This is a genomic window from Neobacillus driksii, from assembly GCF_013409995.1.
In the GTDB taxonomy this organism is placed as follows: domain Bacteria; phylum Bacillota; class Bacilli; order Bacillales; family Cytobacillaceae; genus Neobacillus; species Neobacillus driksii.
The window spans coordinates 62756-79784 of the sequence record NZ_JACCBX010000005.1 but is presented as its reverse complement, the minus strand read 5'-3'; the positions used below and the strand labels follow the sequence as shown (position 1 = coordinate 79784).

11 protein-coding genes and 2 riboswitches are annotated in these 17029 nt (G+C 37.7%); of the genes, 6 read left to right on the top strand and 5 right to left on the bottom strand.

What is annotated here, in order from left to right:
• Positions 1 to 65: 65 nt before the first annotated feature.
• A complete protein-coding gene (locus tag F4694_RS12365) occupies positions 66 to 1352 on the bottom strand; it encodes an NCS2 family permease (protein WP_179598261.1) in 1287 nt (428 codons plus the stop codon).
• A gap of 107 nt (positions 1353 to 1459) precedes the next feature.
• On the opposite strand from F4694_RS12365, the gene F4694_RS12360 reads away from it, so the two are divergent.
• Together F4694_RS12360 and add are read left to right on the top strand one after the other, a co-directional pair.
• Positions 1460 to 2329, top strand: coding sequence for a LysR family transcriptional regulator (locus tag F4694_RS12360; RefSeq protein WP_179598259.1), 870 nt, complete (start codon positions 1460 to 1462; stop codon positions 2327 to 2329).
• A 58-nt stretch (positions 2330 to 2387) separates the two neighbouring features.
• Positions 2388 to 2486: riboswitch (purine riboswitch) on the top strand.
• 67 nt (positions 2487 to 2553) lie between these two features.
• A complete protein-coding gene (gene add, locus F4694_RS12355) occupies positions 2554 to 3546 on the top strand; it encodes an adenosine deaminase (RefSeq protein WP_179598257.1) in 993 nt (330 codons plus the stop codon).
• An 85-nt stretch (positions 3547 to 3631) separates the two neighbouring features.
• On the opposite strand, the gene F4694_RS12350 is transcribed toward add, so the two are convergent.
• Positions 3632 to 5485, bottom strand: coding sequence for a cell wall-binding repeat-containing protein (locus F4694_RS12350; RefSeq protein ID WP_179598255.1), 1854 nt, complete (start codon positions 5483 to 5485; stop codon positions 3632 to 3634).
• Positions 5486 to 5761: 276 nt separating this feature from the next.
• Between F4694_RS12350 and F4694_RS12345 the strand changes: the two genes are divergently transcribed.
• The 4 genes from F4694_RS12345 (at position 5762) to F4694_RS12330 (ending at position 13895) form a co-directional block, all read left to right on the top strand.
• Positions 5762 to 6079, top strand: a complete 318-nt coding sequence (locus tag F4694_RS12345; RefSeq protein WP_179598253.1) for a PilZ domain-containing protein — start codon at positions 5762 to 5764, stop codon at positions 6077 to 6079.
• Positions 6080 to 6196: 117 nt separating this feature from the next.
• Positions 6197 to 7426, top strand: coding sequence for an EAL and HDOD domain-containing protein (locus F4694_RS12340; RefSeq protein ID WP_179598251.1), 1230 nt, complete (start codon positions 6197 to 6199; stop codon positions 7424 to 7426).
• A gap of 421 nt (positions 7427 to 7847) precedes the next feature.
• Complete coding sequence (locus F4694_RS12335) at positions 7848 to 8390, top strand: hypothetical protein (RefSeq protein ID WP_179598248.1); 543 nt, start codon at positions 7848 to 7850, stop codon at positions 8388 to 8390.
• A gap of 168 nt (positions 8391 to 8558) precedes the next feature.
• A complete protein-coding gene (locus F4694_RS12330) occupies positions 8559 to 13895 on the top strand; it encodes an Ig-like domain-containing protein (RefSeq protein ID WP_179598246.1) in 5337 nt (1778 codons plus the stop codon).
• A gap of 63 nt (positions 13896 to 13958) precedes the next feature.
• Here F4694_RS12330 and F4694_RS12325 read toward each other — a convergent pair whose 3' ends face one another.
• The 3 genes from F4694_RS12325 to F4694_RS12315 all read right to left on the bottom strand — a co-directional run bounded on the left by F4694_RS12325 (position 13959) and on the right by F4694_RS12315 (position 16971).
• Positions 13959 to 14096: a hypothetical protein gene (locus F4694_RS12325; RefSeq protein WP_179598244.1), complete on the bottom strand. Its 138-nt coding sequence runs from the start codon at positions 14094 to 14096 to the stop codon at positions 13959 to 13961.
• 23 nt (positions 14097 to 14119) lie between these two features.
• Positions 14120 to 14203: riboswitch (cyclic di-GMP riboswitch) on the bottom strand.
• Positions 14204 to 14911: 708 nt separating this feature from the next.
• On the bottom strand, positions 14912 to 16120 hold the full coding sequence (locus F4694_RS12320) for a SpoIIE family protein phosphatase (protein WP_179598242.1): 1209 nt from the start codon (positions 16118 to 16120) through the stop codon (positions 14912 to 14914).
• Positions 16120 to 16971 (bottom strand): alpha/beta fold hydrolase, encoded by an 852-nt coding sequence (locus tag F4694_RS12315; RefSeq protein WP_179598240.1) that lies wholly within the window; start codon positions 16969 to 16971, stop codon positions 16120 to 16122. The genes F4694_RS12320 and F4694_RS12315 overlap by 1 nt, the downstream gene beginning before the upstream one ends.
• Positions 16972 to 17029: the final 58 nt, after the last annotated feature.

Below are 17029 nucleotides of genomic sequence, written 5' to 3'. Positions count from 1 at the left end.
ATTTAACAAAGATCAATGTAACCTGCAACCACTTTAAGATTTCCATGGTTTCTGCGCTTATTTACTTAAAATACGTACTGAATAACAAAATTGCTAAAAAACAGAATGGCAATAAAATAAAGAGCAGGGTGAACTTCCTTCCCTTTCCCCAATAAAAGTTTCAACAATGGGTATAGAACAAAGCCAATTGCCATTCCATCTGCAATACTATAGGTTAATGGAATCAATACAATAATCAGGAGTGCCGGAAAGCTCTCTGTTAAGTCATCCATGGAGATATGAACAATGTTTTGCAACATAAGAACACCTATTAATATGAGAATAGGCGAAACCGCACTAGCGGGTACAATCTTAATAACTGGTATAAATAAGATCGAAGCAAGAAACAATATTCCGGTCACAATGGTGGTTAACCCTGTTCTTCCGCCGGCTGTTATTCCAGCTGCTGATTCTACAGATGCAACCGTGGGACTCGTACCGAATATTCCAGAAGCCAAAACCGAAATACCTGTTGCCTGTAGAGATTTCTTACCATCCTCAGTGCTTTTTAACATCTTGTTATGTCCATGAATCAAACCAATATTTTCAAATACGACCACCATTGCTAAAGAGATTGAAGTTAACCAGAAGACTATATTCCCTGCTTGTGCCCACGATAATTGCCCAAATACACCTAGATATTCTTGAAGAGATGGCATTGTAAGGGAAATCCCCTCGACTTTAGATCCTCCAATCCAAATCGATAACAACGATGTAATTAAAATACTTAATAGAAGGTTTCCGGGTACATTTTTAATAAATAAAATTACCGTAATTATCAACCCAATAATTGTAGTGACGGCACCGGGACTGCTTAAATTTCCAATTGCAAGCAGGGTGTGCTCGGAATCTGTAATAATACCTGCATTGTCAAACCCAATTAATATCAATAAGATTCCGATTCCAATGGTTATGGCTTCTTTTAAGGAATTAGGAATCGAGGATGTTATCACGTTCGCTACGGGTGTAAAAGCAATCACAACAAAAATAAGCCCTGTAACGAAAACCATCGCCAACGCTTCTTGCCATGTAAATCCCCCTGATTGAACGATTGTATAAGTGAACATCGCATTTAGCCCCATACCAGGAATGAGAAGAATAGGGGTATTGCTCCAAAAACCAATAATTAAACATCCAAAAAAACTAGTTAATATCGTCGCAATAATACCCGCCTCCAAAGGAATACCAGCTGCAGCTAAAATCGTGGCATTGACAATAATAATATAGACAACGGTTATATACGAAATAAAACCGGCAGAAAGTTCCTTTGCAAGCGTCGTACCATGTTGCTGTAACTTAAATAGACGTTCCATGTATTTCTCCTTTCTCGTTTGTTGGTTATCGTAACATGGACATGTCTATATGAAAAATATATAATTTGTTTCAAAACCATATATTTTTTAAATGAAGGAAGAAGACTATGGACATTAAACAATTACGGTATTTTATCGCTATAGCTGAAGAAAAGAATATAACTGCGGCTGCCAATCGGCTTCATATGTCACAGCCACCTCTTAGCATACTCTTGAAACAAATGGAGGATGAACTAGGTGTAAAATTAATCGAGAGAAATGGAAAGCATATGGAATTAACCGATAAGGGACATCTGCTTTATCAACGTGCTCGGCAATTTGTGAATAGTTTTGAAGAAATAAAAAATGAATTAAAGGATACAGAAGAGGGGAAAAAGGGCGCACTAAATATAGGAATCAATACTTTATCTGTTTCAGGTTTCTCGGAAATGCTTCAATCCTTTCACCAAACTTATCCGCTTGTGTCATTAAAAATTGTGCAAAATGATTCTATTTATTTAGCTGAAATGGTTAAAACGCGGGCAATTGAAATGGCATTTGTACGACTTCCACTTGAACATCAAGAATTAACCTATCATCATCTTATTAATGAGCCTTTTATTTTTGTGAGCAAAAAAGAAATAAACACTATATCCTTAGAAGAGATATCACGTATGCCCCTTATTATTCCTAGTACAGAAGGCTTAGGTATATATAATACGATTCTTGAAGCTTTTACTAGGCAAAAGCTTCCACTAACGAGTATCGCAGAATGCTCTGATATGCATGTATTAATGGAATTGGTTAAGGGAGGAATGGGAGTAACGATTGTGCCAAAGTCTGTTTTTGATGTCTATGGGGAAAAAACACTTTACGGGGCACCAATCCACAATGCCAACATGATCTCTTCTTTAGGAGTCATTTGGCGTGAACATCATTATGTTTCTACACCTGCCAGAAATTTTGTGAAACTGGTACAGGAATATTATAGACATTAAACACTTATTAGGTACCATGTTGACAATCTAAACGTTTTTTATTATCCTTTAAAAAACGTTAATGAATTCAATAAAATTTCGTATAACTCCAATAATATGGTTTGGAGGTCTCTACCAGGAACCGAAATTCCTGATTACGAAGAAAGTACAAGATTTGTATTTTCTTCGTAGTCAGGAATTTTTTTTTGTATCTTAATCCAATAATTTATTCCAGGGGGTCAAAAATGAACTTTTTAGCATTGCCAAAAATAGAACTTCACTGTCATCTAGATGGAAGCCTTAGGGTTGAAACAATTATCGATATTGCCCAGAAGGAAGGCATTCCGTTACCCTCATTTGATAAGAATGAACTGCAAAAGGAACTGATTGCTCCGTTAGAATGTGAATCCCTTGATGAGTATTTAAAAAGATTTTCTCTTCCTAATTTGGTCATGCAGTCCAAGGGGAACTTAAGAAGAATTACTTTTGAGCTATTTGAGGATGCAGCAAGGGAAAATGTGAAATATATGGAAGTCAGATTTGCCCCGTTACTTCACACATTAAAAGGGCTGGATGTTGAAGAAGTTATTCAATCTGTTATAGAGGGGATGAGGGAAGCTGAAAGCTGTTACGAAATAAAAGGAAATATAATTTTGTCTTGCATGAGGACAATGTCTGTAGAAAGGGCATTTCAGGTGGTGGAAAAGGGGAAAAGGTTTCTAGGGAAAGGTGTAGTGGCAATTGATTTATGTGCATCAGAAGAAGAAGGTTTTTGTGAAAGATTCATAGAGCCGATTCTCTTAGCCAAAGAATATGGCTATAGAGTCACTATTCATGCTGGTGAAACGGGAATTGGGAAAAACGTTCTAGAAGCTGTTAAACTGTTGGGTGCTGAAAGAGTAGGACATGGAGTATTTATTAAAGACTGTGCTGAGGCTTATAGGATCGTGAAAGAAAGACAGGTAGTGCTTGAAATGTGTCCAACCAGTAATGTCCAAACGAAAGCTGTTCATCATTATTCTGAACATCCAATTTATACGTTTCATAAAGATGGAATAAAGGTGACAATTAATACGGATAACAGAACAGTATCTGATACTACAATGACAAAAGAAATCCATCTAGTTAACAACGAATTTAATCTAAGTGAAGAAGATTACCGGCAAATTTATTTAAATAGTATAGAAGCATCCTTTGCTGACCAAGAAACGAAAGAATGGTGCTTGGAACAATATTAAACGGAAATTAGACTTAGTGATCATATCTTTTATTTTATCTGTTATAGAAAAAAACCAAGGATTTCTCCTTGGTTTTTAAAACTAGTTATTGAAGCGAATATGTTGCTAATTCTGCTAGTTCATTGTCAACATTAACAACATCCGAACCTCCGAGGAGGGTGAAAGTATGGATACTGCGTTGTTTAATGATAGTTTCAATAGGTGTTCGAACATCATCTTTTGTTACTAATAATAGCGAAGCGTTTTTCTTTGCCGCCAGTACAGCACCCGTTAATGCATCCGCAAAGCCTGTACCTGTTGCTACTAGTGCTTGCTGATCCCCTAGATCAAAAGCATTAATAATTTCTGCAGCCGTATCATAACGAGTTTCACCTGCAATTTGTTGCACAGTTCCTGGAAGTTTATTAATTACTGGTGCATTCAATGCATTCTCTCCACCGATAGCATAGATGGTTGATTTTCCTTGGAGTGCTTGCATCGTAGACTCCGGTATATAATTTGGATTTGTTAAAAGTATTGGAATTGCATTTCGAGCAGCATATGGTGCAACTGCAAGAGCATCCGGGAATTCAAAGCCCGTTGCGACAATTGCCTTTCCATTAGTAGAACCTAATTCATTTGCAATTAATTGGGCTGTTTCAAAACGAGTTGCTCCACCAATTCTCTTCACTTCTTTGAGATTCATAGAAACCAACGCATCTTCAACTTGTTTACTTACCGCTACTTGACTTCCTAATATAATCACTCTGTCTGCACCAAGTCTTTCTATTTCCTTCTTGGTTGCATCTGTTAGTTTTGCGGTTTCCGTTAATAAAATCGGTGCATTATATTTGTAAGCTAAAGGTGCACCTGCTAGTGCATCTGGAAAGTTCATGGCCTGTGCAAGAACAACTGTATCAGCGCCATCCTGCCAGCCTTCTTTTGAAATTTCAATAGCAGTCTCATAGCGAGTAGCACCAGATACCCTTGATGTAATCGGCTCTAGTGCACCTGATGTTACATAGCCTGTTCTTCCATCCTGTAATTGGATATGATAACGAACCCAATGGCGGAAAGGTGATTGTAAAGAGGTGTCATAAAAAACGGTTTCTTCAAGAATCTCAGCAACTTGTCTGCTACTTAGAGGATTATTACCTGCTCCGTCCTTGCTGGTTCTCAAATTAGTACCGACAACTGTGTACACTTTATCGCCTTCTGAGAATAATTGTCTAGACTTGGTTAAAGGGCCCGGTACTTCATAGTGCAGTTTGTTAAAGATAAGCGCTGTATCCTCATCCGCAGGATCATATTTAAAATCTTCTCTAGTAAATGGAAGAGTTTTTAAGGTCATACCATTATTCTCTTCAATAAATTTAAATACCTCTTCCTGATAGGCAGTTGCATTTCTGCTGCCATCAAGTTTCTTAGTAGGGCTATTTTTTTCCACTACGCCATTGTAGGCCAACACTGCAAAATACCAGTTTTCGATAACATCTCTTGAGTTATCATTGATCGTAGGAATGACCCCGCGTATGCCGAGCTCCCACTTTTCATTTAGAATTTCTAATCCTTTATCAATATTATATTGAATATCGTTCTTCAAACTTTCCTCATTAAAGCGTCCACTCTTATCGGTTACTTGCATAATGCCAATCCCGCCATCATTATTCTTATTGAATGTAGGGATCGTCTGCTCTTTATCTTCCCACTGCTGCCAATTTGATTCCCTGAAGGCCACTGCCTTAGCAACTTCTGGAGGAATTCCATGAGCAATTGCACTTTCCGTCAACATCTCGTTGATCTCACTACATGTGTATTCCACACCTGGTTGTGCACACGGATATGTCAAAGCCTGTGACTGAGAAGTAACCCTTTCAAAATTTTCAGCCGCAAATAATGACTGCGGAGAAGATGTAACCACAAGCAAAAATACTACTAAGATACTAAAAACTTTTCTCATAGTTGCCCCCTATAATATATTTGTTATCTACTATTCTAACATCTTTATCCTATTATTTCTAAAAATATGGGATAACTGGAAACTTCTTTATCGAAAGATGTAATAAAAAAATAAACTTAACTAAAGTAACAACAAATTCTGACAAATTTTTCAAATAATATTGCTATAATTTATAATTAATAGAAATATCAGGTATTTTAATTTGGTGCTAAATACCTATAATTATTATAATATAGGTCAAAGGAAAACGTTGTGGATTTTTAAGGGGATATACATATGCTTAATCGTCGAGAATTCAATAGAGTGAAATTAGATAAACCCATACTAGCGACGTTAGAACTAATAACTCGATCATTTTCTAATGATTTAAGTTTGAACGATGTTGTCTATGTACATGTGGTTGATATTAGTGCAGGTGGGCTAAGATTTATTTCTAAGGTAGAGCTTTTCGTGAATTTTTTAGCAAACTATAAGATACATTTGACCTTAAACAATAATGATCTAGTCTTTTTGGGGAAAATAATCAGAAAAACAAAAATTAAAAATAGTTATTATGAGTATGGTATCAGGTTCGAATTTGATTTAGTTATTTAGTAGGGGAAGACTCATCTAGATATCCATTATATCTAGAGTTCAAACGAACGGAACTTTTATTTATTCATATGAAGCAAATACAACATACATAGTATTGCGCGTTTGAGGGGGATAAGTATGGAGGTCTTCGTAGCAAGACAACCAATATTTACTAGAGAGAAAGAAATCATCGCCTATGAATTGCTGTACCGTAATAGCCAAAAAAATAGTTTTTCAGATATTAATGGTGATGTGGCTACCACCGATGTTATTATTAACAGTTTTTTAAATATCGGTATGAATGAACTGTCGGATGGAAAACCTTGTTTTATTAACTTTACAGAAAACTTATTGCAGTCAGGGGTTCCTGCCTTTTTTAAACCAGATGAGATTGTAGTTGAGATTTTAGAAAGTGTTGAAATCGGGATTGAATTAGTGAATATTTGTAAAGAACTTAAGAGTAAGAAATTTCAAATTGCTTTAGATGATTTTATTTTCAATAAAAACAATAAGCATTTCTTTTCCTTGATTAACTATATCGATATTATTAAAGTTGATTTCAGAAATACAACCGAAGAAATGCGACGAGTCATTGAGCGTGTTTCGTTAAAATATAATATCAAATTACTTGCAGAAAAAGTTGAAACGTTAGAGGAGTTTGAATCAGCTGTAGATAAGGGCTATGTTTATTTTCAAGGCTATTTTTTTTCTAAGCCTGTAATCGTTTCCACCCAGGAAGTTCCGGAGTATCTTCAAAACCATTTTCAAATCAACCAGCTTCTTTCTAAAGATGAACCGGATCTTAATGAAATAACGTGGTTGATAGAACAAGATTTATCGTTATCTTATAAACTACTTAAACTAGTTAATTCACCAGCATTTCGGGGCGTCAATAAAATAAACTCCATCAAGCAAGCTGTGGTTCGTATCGGCTTGAAGGAACTAAAAAAGTGGTTATACCTACTGTCGATTAGGGGAAATGTCAATGAATATAGTGAATGGACGAGAGAAATTTTACATAAAAGTCTTACGAGAGCAAAAATGTGTGAAGCCCTCGCTAAACAGAGATATCATCAAAATGAATCGTCCTCCTACTTTTTAACAGGTATGTTTTCCCTTATGGATACATTGCTAGGGATGGACATGAATCATATTTTGAAATTAATGCCGCTGGCGGCAAACATTTGTGAAGCCCTTAAAGGGGAAACGAATCAGCTGAAAGAAATTTTAAATTTGTGTATTTCAATAGAAAAAGGAGATTGGGAAGACTTTGATTCTTGGTGTGACAGATTGAAGATTGAGGATCACTTTGCGCTAAATCAATACAATGAGGCTTTTAAATGGACTAAAAGTATTATGATGGTTTAATTTTGAGTAAAGCCTACGGACAATCTGAAAAACTCGAGAACCTTCCGTTTTATCTTATACGGAAGGTTTTCTTGTATGTAGCCAGCTTTAAGCAAAATTGTGGAAGTTGTTTTCCTTATAGTCGGCATTTTTTCATGTTAGTGCACATTTTCACATTGATCCGTTTCGGAAATTATGATTGTGTTCTTTCTTGCCCACAATGAATGCATTTATCAGTATAATAGCTAAATTTATGGTATCTACGAATAAAACAAAGAATAGCTTTTAATTTTCTCATATGTCAGTACTCCTCTAGTTGTTTTTACATGGAATACTGCTCATCATACAGAATGAACATTAAACCACGATTACAAACAAATTAAGAACTATGACAAGGGAATTAAATTAAAGTTGCAGCGATTATTTTGAAAGGCGGATTAGAGTGCTAAAAGCCAAAAACATCATTCCTACTATCAGTTTTGTATTAGTCATTTTTATTATCTATGTCTCTGATATACCTACATATATACAGTTGGTACTTACCATTTTTTCTATTTCATTTTTATTACCTATTGCCAGAAAAGTCATGTTTGAAGATAGACTTAGAAAAATAAAGACAGCTTTGTATACAACACTTATTTTCTCATTTGGGCTTACTGCAGCATCTGTAATTGCGGCTCTACCTTCTTTTGATGTTTCTATTATTATAGGATTTCTATCTACTGTATTCTTCAGTTCTATAGGAATTTTTTGTTATGGAATTCCTGTTTCTATCATTGCAGAACTTATATCGAACAGATACCTTGAAAAACGTGCTTTTATATCTGCCGTTATCCATATAGGATTTGGTCTATTTACTGCTGTTTTTAGTCTGTTTGACGACGTGTACGGTCTTGTTTTCATTATCCCAACTATATGTTCTATTATTTTTTTCCTGATGGATGAATTCACAAAAAGAAAAACTGGAGGAAAGCGATTAACTTGAGTTACTTTTTTGTTAATCTTAAAAAACAACATTCCATAAAACTGGAATTTCATATAAACTTATTTATTGTTGCAGTAAAATAGTACTATGCTCTATCAAAGGGATCCCGTACATATTCCTTTTGATAGACCAAGATAGAAGAGATTAAATATGGAAGAGGTTGGGGACTTGAGGAAGGTAGTAGCAATCATACTTGTAATACAACTGATACTCGTCAATGGGGTTGTATATGCACAGGAACAAGGAGTGAATACTCCTAAAACAGAAGAAAGTATCAATGCAAAGGTCATGGGAGGCAGTGAGCCTAAACAATCTTTATCGGTAGAGGCTGATTATCGGGATCCAGCTAATTATCCACTTATAGCAGAGAACGGTTTGGTTGATAATTTACTTGATAGTTATCTAGGTTATCAATCTATCTACTATAAAAATGTTACTGATTCTACATTATATTCCGATTTTATGAGAATTCAATTGTACTACGGCTCCAATCAGGCTTATTCAAAAGATAGCAGTTTAACCATTGAGTTTTATAAGGAAGATAATAACTATTTATCGAATGTAGGATATACACAATATAATACGGCAGGGATTACGGCAACGTATGTAAATTCACATATTGCTAAAGCTGATTTCACCAATGAGCCTTATATCTATATGAGAGTCGGTATTTCTAAAACGGCTTATGATGCCTACTACTCAGATGTCACGACTTTTAAGGTTTCGAATCCATTTTACTCTTCAGGTGAAAGTACAGAAGCGGATTCGTATGCAGTCATTAGCAATGAATCTACCAATGCTTTTTCAACGCAGCCCACAGGTATGTTTAATCTAGAAACCAAGAACTATACCATGGATGAAAGTTTAGAGCAGGATGCCTACAAGGTAGATTTTAATAAACCTTTTGATATCGCTGCGAATAAAGGCAAGCTTTTTCAAAAAAGCACAAAATCTATTCTTCAATCTTTCAATAAAGGCGACTATAACAATTTTTGGGTAACGAATTTACAAACTAATTCGGATTATCAAATTAATGCTAGATTAGCCTACAGCGGTACGAAAGCGAATGTATGGGTTCATGAGAACCAAATAACTGATTTGCAAGCGGAACAGCTGGGGAAAGAGTTTGATGCGAAAATCTATTCATCGGTCACGAATAATTTTGGCCGTGAATCAGATGTGAATGCTGATGGGAAGATCAATATTTTAACGTTTGATATCCAAGACGGATTTTCTGGCAGTGGGGGATATGTCGGCGGATATTTCTGGTCGGGCGATCTCTATAACACTACCAATTCTAATAAATCCGAGATTTTTTATATTGATACGTACCCAGCAATGGGGATGGGGTCCACTAAAGATGTGACAAGTGCATTTGAAACGCTGGCACATGAATTTCAGCATATGGTGAACTTTAATCGAAATGTTCTCATTGAGAAAGGAACCAGTAACATGGAAACCTGGCTGAATGAGGCTCTATCTATGGCAGCAGAACAAATTTATTCTGGTCAAGGACTAAGCAGTCGAGTGAATTATTATAATTCGTCGAATGCCATTACAAATGGTCATTCTCTTTTGTACTGGGATAATAGTGGTGACACGCTATCAAACTATGCTTTGTCCTATTTATTTGGGCAGTATATTAAACTTCAATCAAACCAAGGGGATTCTATTTTTAAAGAAATCCTAAATGATACAAGCAATAACTATCAAGCAGTAGAAAATGTTGCGAAAAAGTATATTAGTCCTGATATGAACTTTGGAAAGTTAATGACGAATTTTAGAATTGCCTTGCTGTTAAAAGAGTCAACAGGACTATACGGCTTTAAAGGTGATCCGTTTTTTGATGCATTAGAAGAAAAAATCTATACAGGCAGCTCTGCTAACCTTCGTGGAGGGGGCGCTGTGGTTACAACCTATAATTCTAAAGACGGCTTTCAAATCCCATCCGATAAGGGCGGAGATGTCACCTACACGACTTATTCTATGAAAGGGGAAACTGGGGAAGGTGATACTACCCCTCCAGCAAGCCCGATAGTTAACCCCGTTAGTGATGCAGACAATCAACTAACAGGCTATGCGGAATCCGGCGCAGCGGTCTACGCAAAGGTCGGCCAAAGTGAAATCGGAAGAACCACCAGCAGTGGAGGAGAATTCACACTCGTGATCCAGGCACAACCAGCCGGTACCGTGATCCAAGTCTATGCCGAAGACACAGCTGGAAACTTTAGTAATCCAACCAGCATCACCGTTCAGGACAAAACTGCTCCAGCATCTCCAATAGTAAACAAAGTTTCCAATAAGGATACATTGGTGACAGGCACCGCAGAAGAGGGTTCTACAATGGATGTACATGCAAATGGGTTTGTGATAGGTACGGGAACAGTTGAAGCAAATGGTCAATTTTCTGTAGCTATTCCGTTGCAGACAGTCGGGACGGAGTTAGCGGTAACGGCGACGGATCTTTATGGAAATGTAAGTGAGGCAGCCACAGTTACTGTTACTGAAGAAAGTACACCTGTTTCTTTCGTATCCCTATCCGTGGATAAGAAAATGGTTGAGTATGGAGATTACTTGAAATTCTTTATTGACACATCTGAAAACTCAACGGTTCGAGGTGCATTTATTAACTATATTGCACCTAATAGTAAGGTGATTCAGTCGATACCACTTGCCTATGATGGACAAAATCTTACTTTTCAGATGACTATAGATAGCTCGATGGAACTTGGGAAATGGATCGTTGATTCTGTTGAGATTGTTGATCAGAATGGAAATTTTATAGTTATTGATGCGAATTCAGTGGATTTAAGTGCAGGGAATTTTACCATCCTTTCATCAGTCGCTCCACTGGATAATTATATTGTAAGTTCAGATGAAACCTGGTCGAACAAAACGGTGTATTCAGATGTTTACATTGCTCCGGGTGCCGTCTTAACAATCAACCCAAACGTCACGATTTACGGAAATGTCTATGTTCTAGGTGGTTTACGCAGCTATGGCGGCCTTAAATTATACGGGACGCTAAAGGCCAATGCCATTTACTTTGGTTATTATACTCCTGCCAATGGGCAGGCGGTTTTAACAGGGTCAAACACTATTTCTACGATCTCAGCTAGTAACCGGATTCTTACCGAAGTGCCATTTACTCTCTATGACACTCCGCTTGTCAGCAGGGATGGCAGAGTAAATCTATCTGGGGCAACACTTCCTTTTGTGGTGTTGGAAATCAATGGTCAACATATCCCATTAAGGTCAGATGGGACATTTAAAGTGAACGATTTTTATATTGGAAACAATGCTTCCTTGAATATTAAAATCACAGATTTATCCGGATATAACTATTACCAGTCCTTTGAAGCAGCAGAGCTTTATATTGATGATTTCGACACGAATTCACAGTCGATTACGGGGAAAACATACCCTAATTCAACACTTAAGGTAGTAGAAAATAATCAACTTTTAGGAACGACTACTACGAATGAGCAGGGATATTTTGAGATCCAGCTTGGAAATCTAGTAGAAAATAGCACCTTAACATTTGAAGTCTATAATACTCAAAATGAACTGTTAACATCCAAAGAAATAATGGTTATGGACAATACTGCACCAGAGGCACCTAGTGTAAATCAGGTATCCGATCAAGATCTTGCGGTAACCGGTTTAGCAGAGAAACACTCAACTGTTGAGGTGAATGTCAATGGAAACAACATTGGCAGTGGTACAGCAGGTGAAGACAGTAAGTTTACTGTTATAATTCCTGTTCAAAAGGCTGGAACGGAATTAGTGATTACGGCTATAGATCAGGCTGGTAATGTAAGTGGAGCAACCAAAGTGGTTGTCGAAGACGTAACGTCCCCTCTTAAACCAACTGTAAATGAAGTGACGGAAAAAGATACATTTGTTACTGGGCAAGCAGAAGTGGGATCTACCGTTGAAGTCACTGTTAATGACTCCATAATAGGAGAGGGGATCGTTGATGGTTATGGGAATTTCTCAGTGGCTATCCCTGTCCAGCGGGCTGATACACCATTAACAATCTACGCAATCGACAAAGCGGGACATAAAAGTGAATCTGTCCAAGTAATGGTCAAAGACGTAACAGCTCCGGAACACTTCAATCCAGAACCAGTATCAGACCAAGATACTTCTGTAACGGGTCAAGTAGAACCTAGTGCGAGGGTAGAAGTGAGGGTGAATGGTAAGGTAATTGGAACTGATATAGCAAGAGAAGACGGGCATTTTACCGTTACGATTCCTGTTCAAAAGGCTGGAACTCTATTAGAGCTGATAGCCATCGATAAAGCAGGGAATGCAACGGATGTTGTCACCATCGCGGTAATGGATATCTCATCGCCAGAAACACCGACTGTCATCCAGCTGACAGATCGCGAAACTGTTTTAAAAGGAACTGCGGAACCTGATACTACTGTTATTGCGAAGGTTTATGGTATGGAGATTGGCCGGGGAGTTAGCGATGGTAACGGAAAGTACTCTATTACCATTCCTAAACAGACTGCCGGAAAAGTAGTTGAAGTTCATGCGGTGGACCCTAATGGAAACGTAAGTCCGGCGGCAAAAATTACAGTTACGAACAAATTTGTACCATTAGTTGGTGATACGAGGTATACAACAGCAGTTAAGGTTGCACAAACAGGCTGGGATACAGCAGACACAGTGTTGCTGGTTAATGGCTTTGCCATTGTTGATGGGCTAACAGCGACTCCGTTAGCTTCTGCAAAGGATGCACCGATCCTGTTAACAACAGCGGATTCAATTCCACAGCCAACCATGAATGAAATCACACGCTTAAAAGCCAAAGAAATTATTTTAATCGGCGGCACAAGCGTCATTTCACCAAAAGTGGAAAGCGAATTAGCAGCGAAAGGATATAAAGTCACTCGCATTGGAGGTATTAACCGTAAAGATACTTCCCTATTAATTGCGAAGGAACTTGATAAATTAGTGGATGTGAACACGATTTACATGGCCTATGGCTTTGGTGAACCGGATGCACTTTCGATCGCCGCGCAAGCAGGTTTGAAAAAGCAGCCTATCATTCTAGCAGACAAAACGTCTGTACCGACTGAAACCTTGGCCTGGTTGAAAACGGAAGGATTAACGGATGCCTATTTTATCGGTGGTGAATCGGTAATTGGAAATGGAATCCTTACTGAGATTGATAAAATCACCTCTGGGAATGTTCTTGGAAATCGACTGAGCGGCTGGGATCGTCATGAAACCAATGCGAAGGTTATTAACAAGTTCTATCCGGAGGCAGAATTAAAGAGCATTCTTTTAGCAAAATCAGAAACCGCAAGTTTAGTAGACGCACTAGCAGCAGGACCGTTGGCAGCAAAATTGGGATCGCCTGTTTTGTTGGTATCATCCTCTGTAGGACTTCTGCCAGCTCAACAACAGGTTTTGGCTGGTAAACAGGCTAAATACGTACACCAAATCGGTGGAGGCGTTAATCCTGCGGCTGTTAGTAAGATTGTTCAGTAGAATATAGTAGAGAAAAACCCCTCTTTTGAAGAGGGGTTTTAGACTGTGTAAACATAAATTATTCTATATTGAGTTGGCGAGTATCGTCACGGCTGCACTCAGAACGACGGTGCCAATCATAATTGCAATATAAAGTAGGTTTTTCTTTATTTTCTTCTTCCGCATTGCTTCTTCAGGTGTGGTCCACATACTTTTTGACATCAAAAATTCCCCTTTTTTTATTTGATGGTAACTGGCTGGCTGGTCCTAGAACAGAAGCCCCTATAGCTTTGCGTCCTCATCTTTCAGTGAGTTTGCCTCTAACTAAGTACCCTATATTATAAGCATAAGAATAGTGAAAAGTCACTAGATTTCGACAAATTTCGTGATAATTCACCTATGCGCTTTGCTAGCCATTCTGATAGTATTGGTCCATATTCTTTTTGACTCAGTAGGTCTACAAGTTCTTTTGGGTGAACCTTGGTTTAAATGAGGATGTTGTTCACAGGCATTAATGTTGGTAACTAAAAAACGGTTGTACTAATTTTTGTTGTTTAGCGGATTGTCTTTTCTAGGACACCCTCCCGATTTTCTTTCGCAGCAACAGTTATTTTATCAGCATTTGCGGTATTTAAGAGGTTTGTAGTATGTCGATTAAGAGATATGTTGAAAAGAGTTAACCATTGCCTGTGTATTACTGCAGACCATTAATGCCCAGAAATGGACGGTTCTGTTTTTCGTCATTAGACGGAAAACTCAGACAGAATGAAGGGAAACTCAACATGCTCAGCTTCCCCTAGTAGTAAATATCAACTGGTTAGTCATATGATTTTAAACAAAGTTTGGTATTATTCCGAGCAGTATTAATATAACATTTACTCCGAGTCCAATGATGTTTACGGGGGGATTTATAGGAATATGTGACCAAGGGTTAGGTATTTTAACGTTTGAATTAATGATCTTGAATGTTGTCAAACGCTTGATTAAAAGGCACATGAATTGTTCATGCGCCTACTCTATTTTTTGGTTTGGAATTTTTATTTGAAGTCAACAAGAATAAAGGTTTCGTCATCGCTCTTATGATATACATTTTTTTCATTATGTAGGCACGTTAAAATTTCCTGTTTCAGTCTACATAAAGGTAATAATGCCGTTTTCCTTAATAATGGGGCTAAATAGTTTGAAGCAAGGGGATCAACACCATCTGTGTAAAGGAGCAGTCTGCCTCCCTTTTTGTAGGTGAAAGTATTTGTTTTAAATACAACATCCTCAAATGTTCCAAGTGGTGGAGCTGTAGAGCTTAATTCATATTGCGTTCCATTAGGGTCCTGCCATAAAGCAGGCGGATGACCAGCATTGACATAATCAATTTTTTGCTTATCTGTATCGATTAACAGATAGATAGCGGTCGAATAATGCCTAGCCTCCTCATTGTTATGAAACAATTTGTGAAGGTGGCTATCCAGTTCTTTCATCACAAGATCAACAGGAAATCCTGCTGAAATCAATCTTTGAAACAGAGAATGAAGAGTCATGGTGATTAATGCTGAAGAAATACCATGGCCCATCACATCAAGCAGAATGATTCCATAGCGATATGGATCAATTTTATAAATCCCGTAGATATCACCGGATAATTCACCAGATGCATTATAGAATACTTCCATTTGAAATTGATCATTGTTAATCGGATCGGTTAATGATGTTTCTTGAATGATTCTCGCCAGCTCTAACTCTTTCTTTGTTTCGATTTGATATTTTTGATTTTCTTGGTTCAGTTCAAGTAGTGCTTCTTTTTGGATTTCCAGCTTTTTAAGGGTCGTCTCTAATTCCGCCATCGCCTTATGTTTTGCTTTTAAGGCTTCTTCGGTTTCTTTTTTTGCTAAAAGCAATTCATTTTCATACTCGTTTCTTTTATGCATAGGAATCAAAATACAATCCAATACTGTTCTCTCTTTTTCCCTCTTTAGGAGAGCATTGATCAGAACGGGAATCTCTTCTCCCTTAGTGTTCACAAGTGAGATATACATTTCCTCTACCCGATGTTCAAGTTTTACTAGTGGGAAAAAATAAAACTGTACAAACAGACGGGCAGGGACAGTGAGGATAGAATTGACATGCTGTCCTATTAATGAATCTTGGTTGTAATTAAGTATCTTGAGCAAAGTTTGATTAATCGCTAATATAAAACCATCTTCTGATAGTGTAAGAAATCCACAAGGTGCTTGATCTAATTGTTCGTCCATTAAAGCGTAACCCCTCTAACTGCTGGGCTGCCTACTACAGATACAGATGCTTCGTTCAGGTATTGGGTAATGAGGCGAATCGTCTCCTCGGGATGACTCATATGAGGACAATGTCCGGTTGCAGCCATTATTTTTAGCATACTAGTAGGAAGATGTTGATGCATATACTCTCCTACTGCTAATGGAGCAATAATATCATTGGAACACTGTAAAATAAGTGATGGTACTGTTACTTTTTTTAAATCACTGCGGTTATCGGCGAAAAATGCAGCCTCCGCAAATTCCCGTGCAATAATAGGGTCGGTGGAGCAAAAGCGCTCTTCCAGTTGACGTTTAACTTCTGGCAGCTCCGGATTATTGGTTACCGTCTGAGCAAACACATTTGCCCAGCCTATGTAATTTTTCTCCATCATATCAATCAAGCCGAAAAGCTCCTCTTTTTCAAAGCCGCCGTAATAATGTGGAGGATCATTTAGGTAGCATGGGGAAGGGCCGATCATAACGAGGCGAGAGAAGTACTCAGGATGACGCAATGATGCTAGTAACCCAATCATGCTCCCAACAGAGTGGCCAACAAATACAATATCCTTTAAATCTAAGGCTGTACAAATATCAAGCACATCTTGTGCGTAGCCTACAAGACTACTATATCGTTTCGAGTCATAAGCATGTATGTCTGAATGACCCAAACCTACGTAATCAAATAAAATAACTTGGTAGTCCTTTTCGAAGGCTTCAGCAACCGACTTCCAAACCGTTTGGTCACAGCCAAAGCCAGGAGCAAAAATCATTGATTGTTTACCTTTGCCTTTAATCTTTACATTATTCCGAAATAAAATATCCTGGTTCATCCTGATTCTCCTTTCTATTTTTCTATATTTATATCATATCACTTACATCCAAAAAATG

Excerpts from the sequence above, each read along its gene's own strand:
- F4694_RS12365 (WP_179598261.1), bottom strand. The coding sequence starts at position 1,352 with ATGGAACGTCTATTTAAGTTACAGCAACATGGTACGACGCTTGCAAAG.
- F4694_RS12360 (WP_179598259.1), top strand. The coding sequence starts at position 1,460 with ATGGACATTAAACAATTACGGTATTTTATCGCTATAGCTGAAGAAAAG.
- add (WP_179598257.1), top strand. The coding sequence starts at position 2,554 with ATGAACTTTTTAGCATTGCCAAAAATAGAACTTCACTGTCATCTAGAT.
- F4694_RS12350 (WP_179598255.1), bottom strand. The coding sequence starts at position 5,485 with ATGAGAAAAGTTTTTAGTATCTTAGTAGTATTTTTGCTTGTGGTTACA.
- F4694_RS12345 (WP_179598253.1), top strand. The coding sequence starts at position 5,762 with ATGCTTAATCGTCGAGAATTCAATAGAGTGAAATTAGATAAACCCATA.
- F4694_RS12340 (WP_179598251.1), top strand. The coding sequence starts at position 6,197 with ATGGAGGTCTTCGTAGCAAGACAACCAATATTTACTAGAGAGAAAGAA.
- F4694_RS12325 (WP_179598244.1), bottom strand. The coding sequence starts at position 14,096 with ATGTCAAAAAGTATGTGGACCACACCTGAAGAAGCAATGCGGAAGAAG.
- F4694_RS12320 (WP_179598242.1), bottom strand. The coding sequence starts at position 16,120 with ATGGACGAACAATTAGATCAAGCACCTTGTGGATTTCTTACACTATCA.
- F4694_RS12315 (WP_179598240.1), bottom strand. The coding sequence starts at position 16,971 with ATGAACCAGGATATTTTATTTCGGAATAATGTAAAGATTAAAGGCAAA.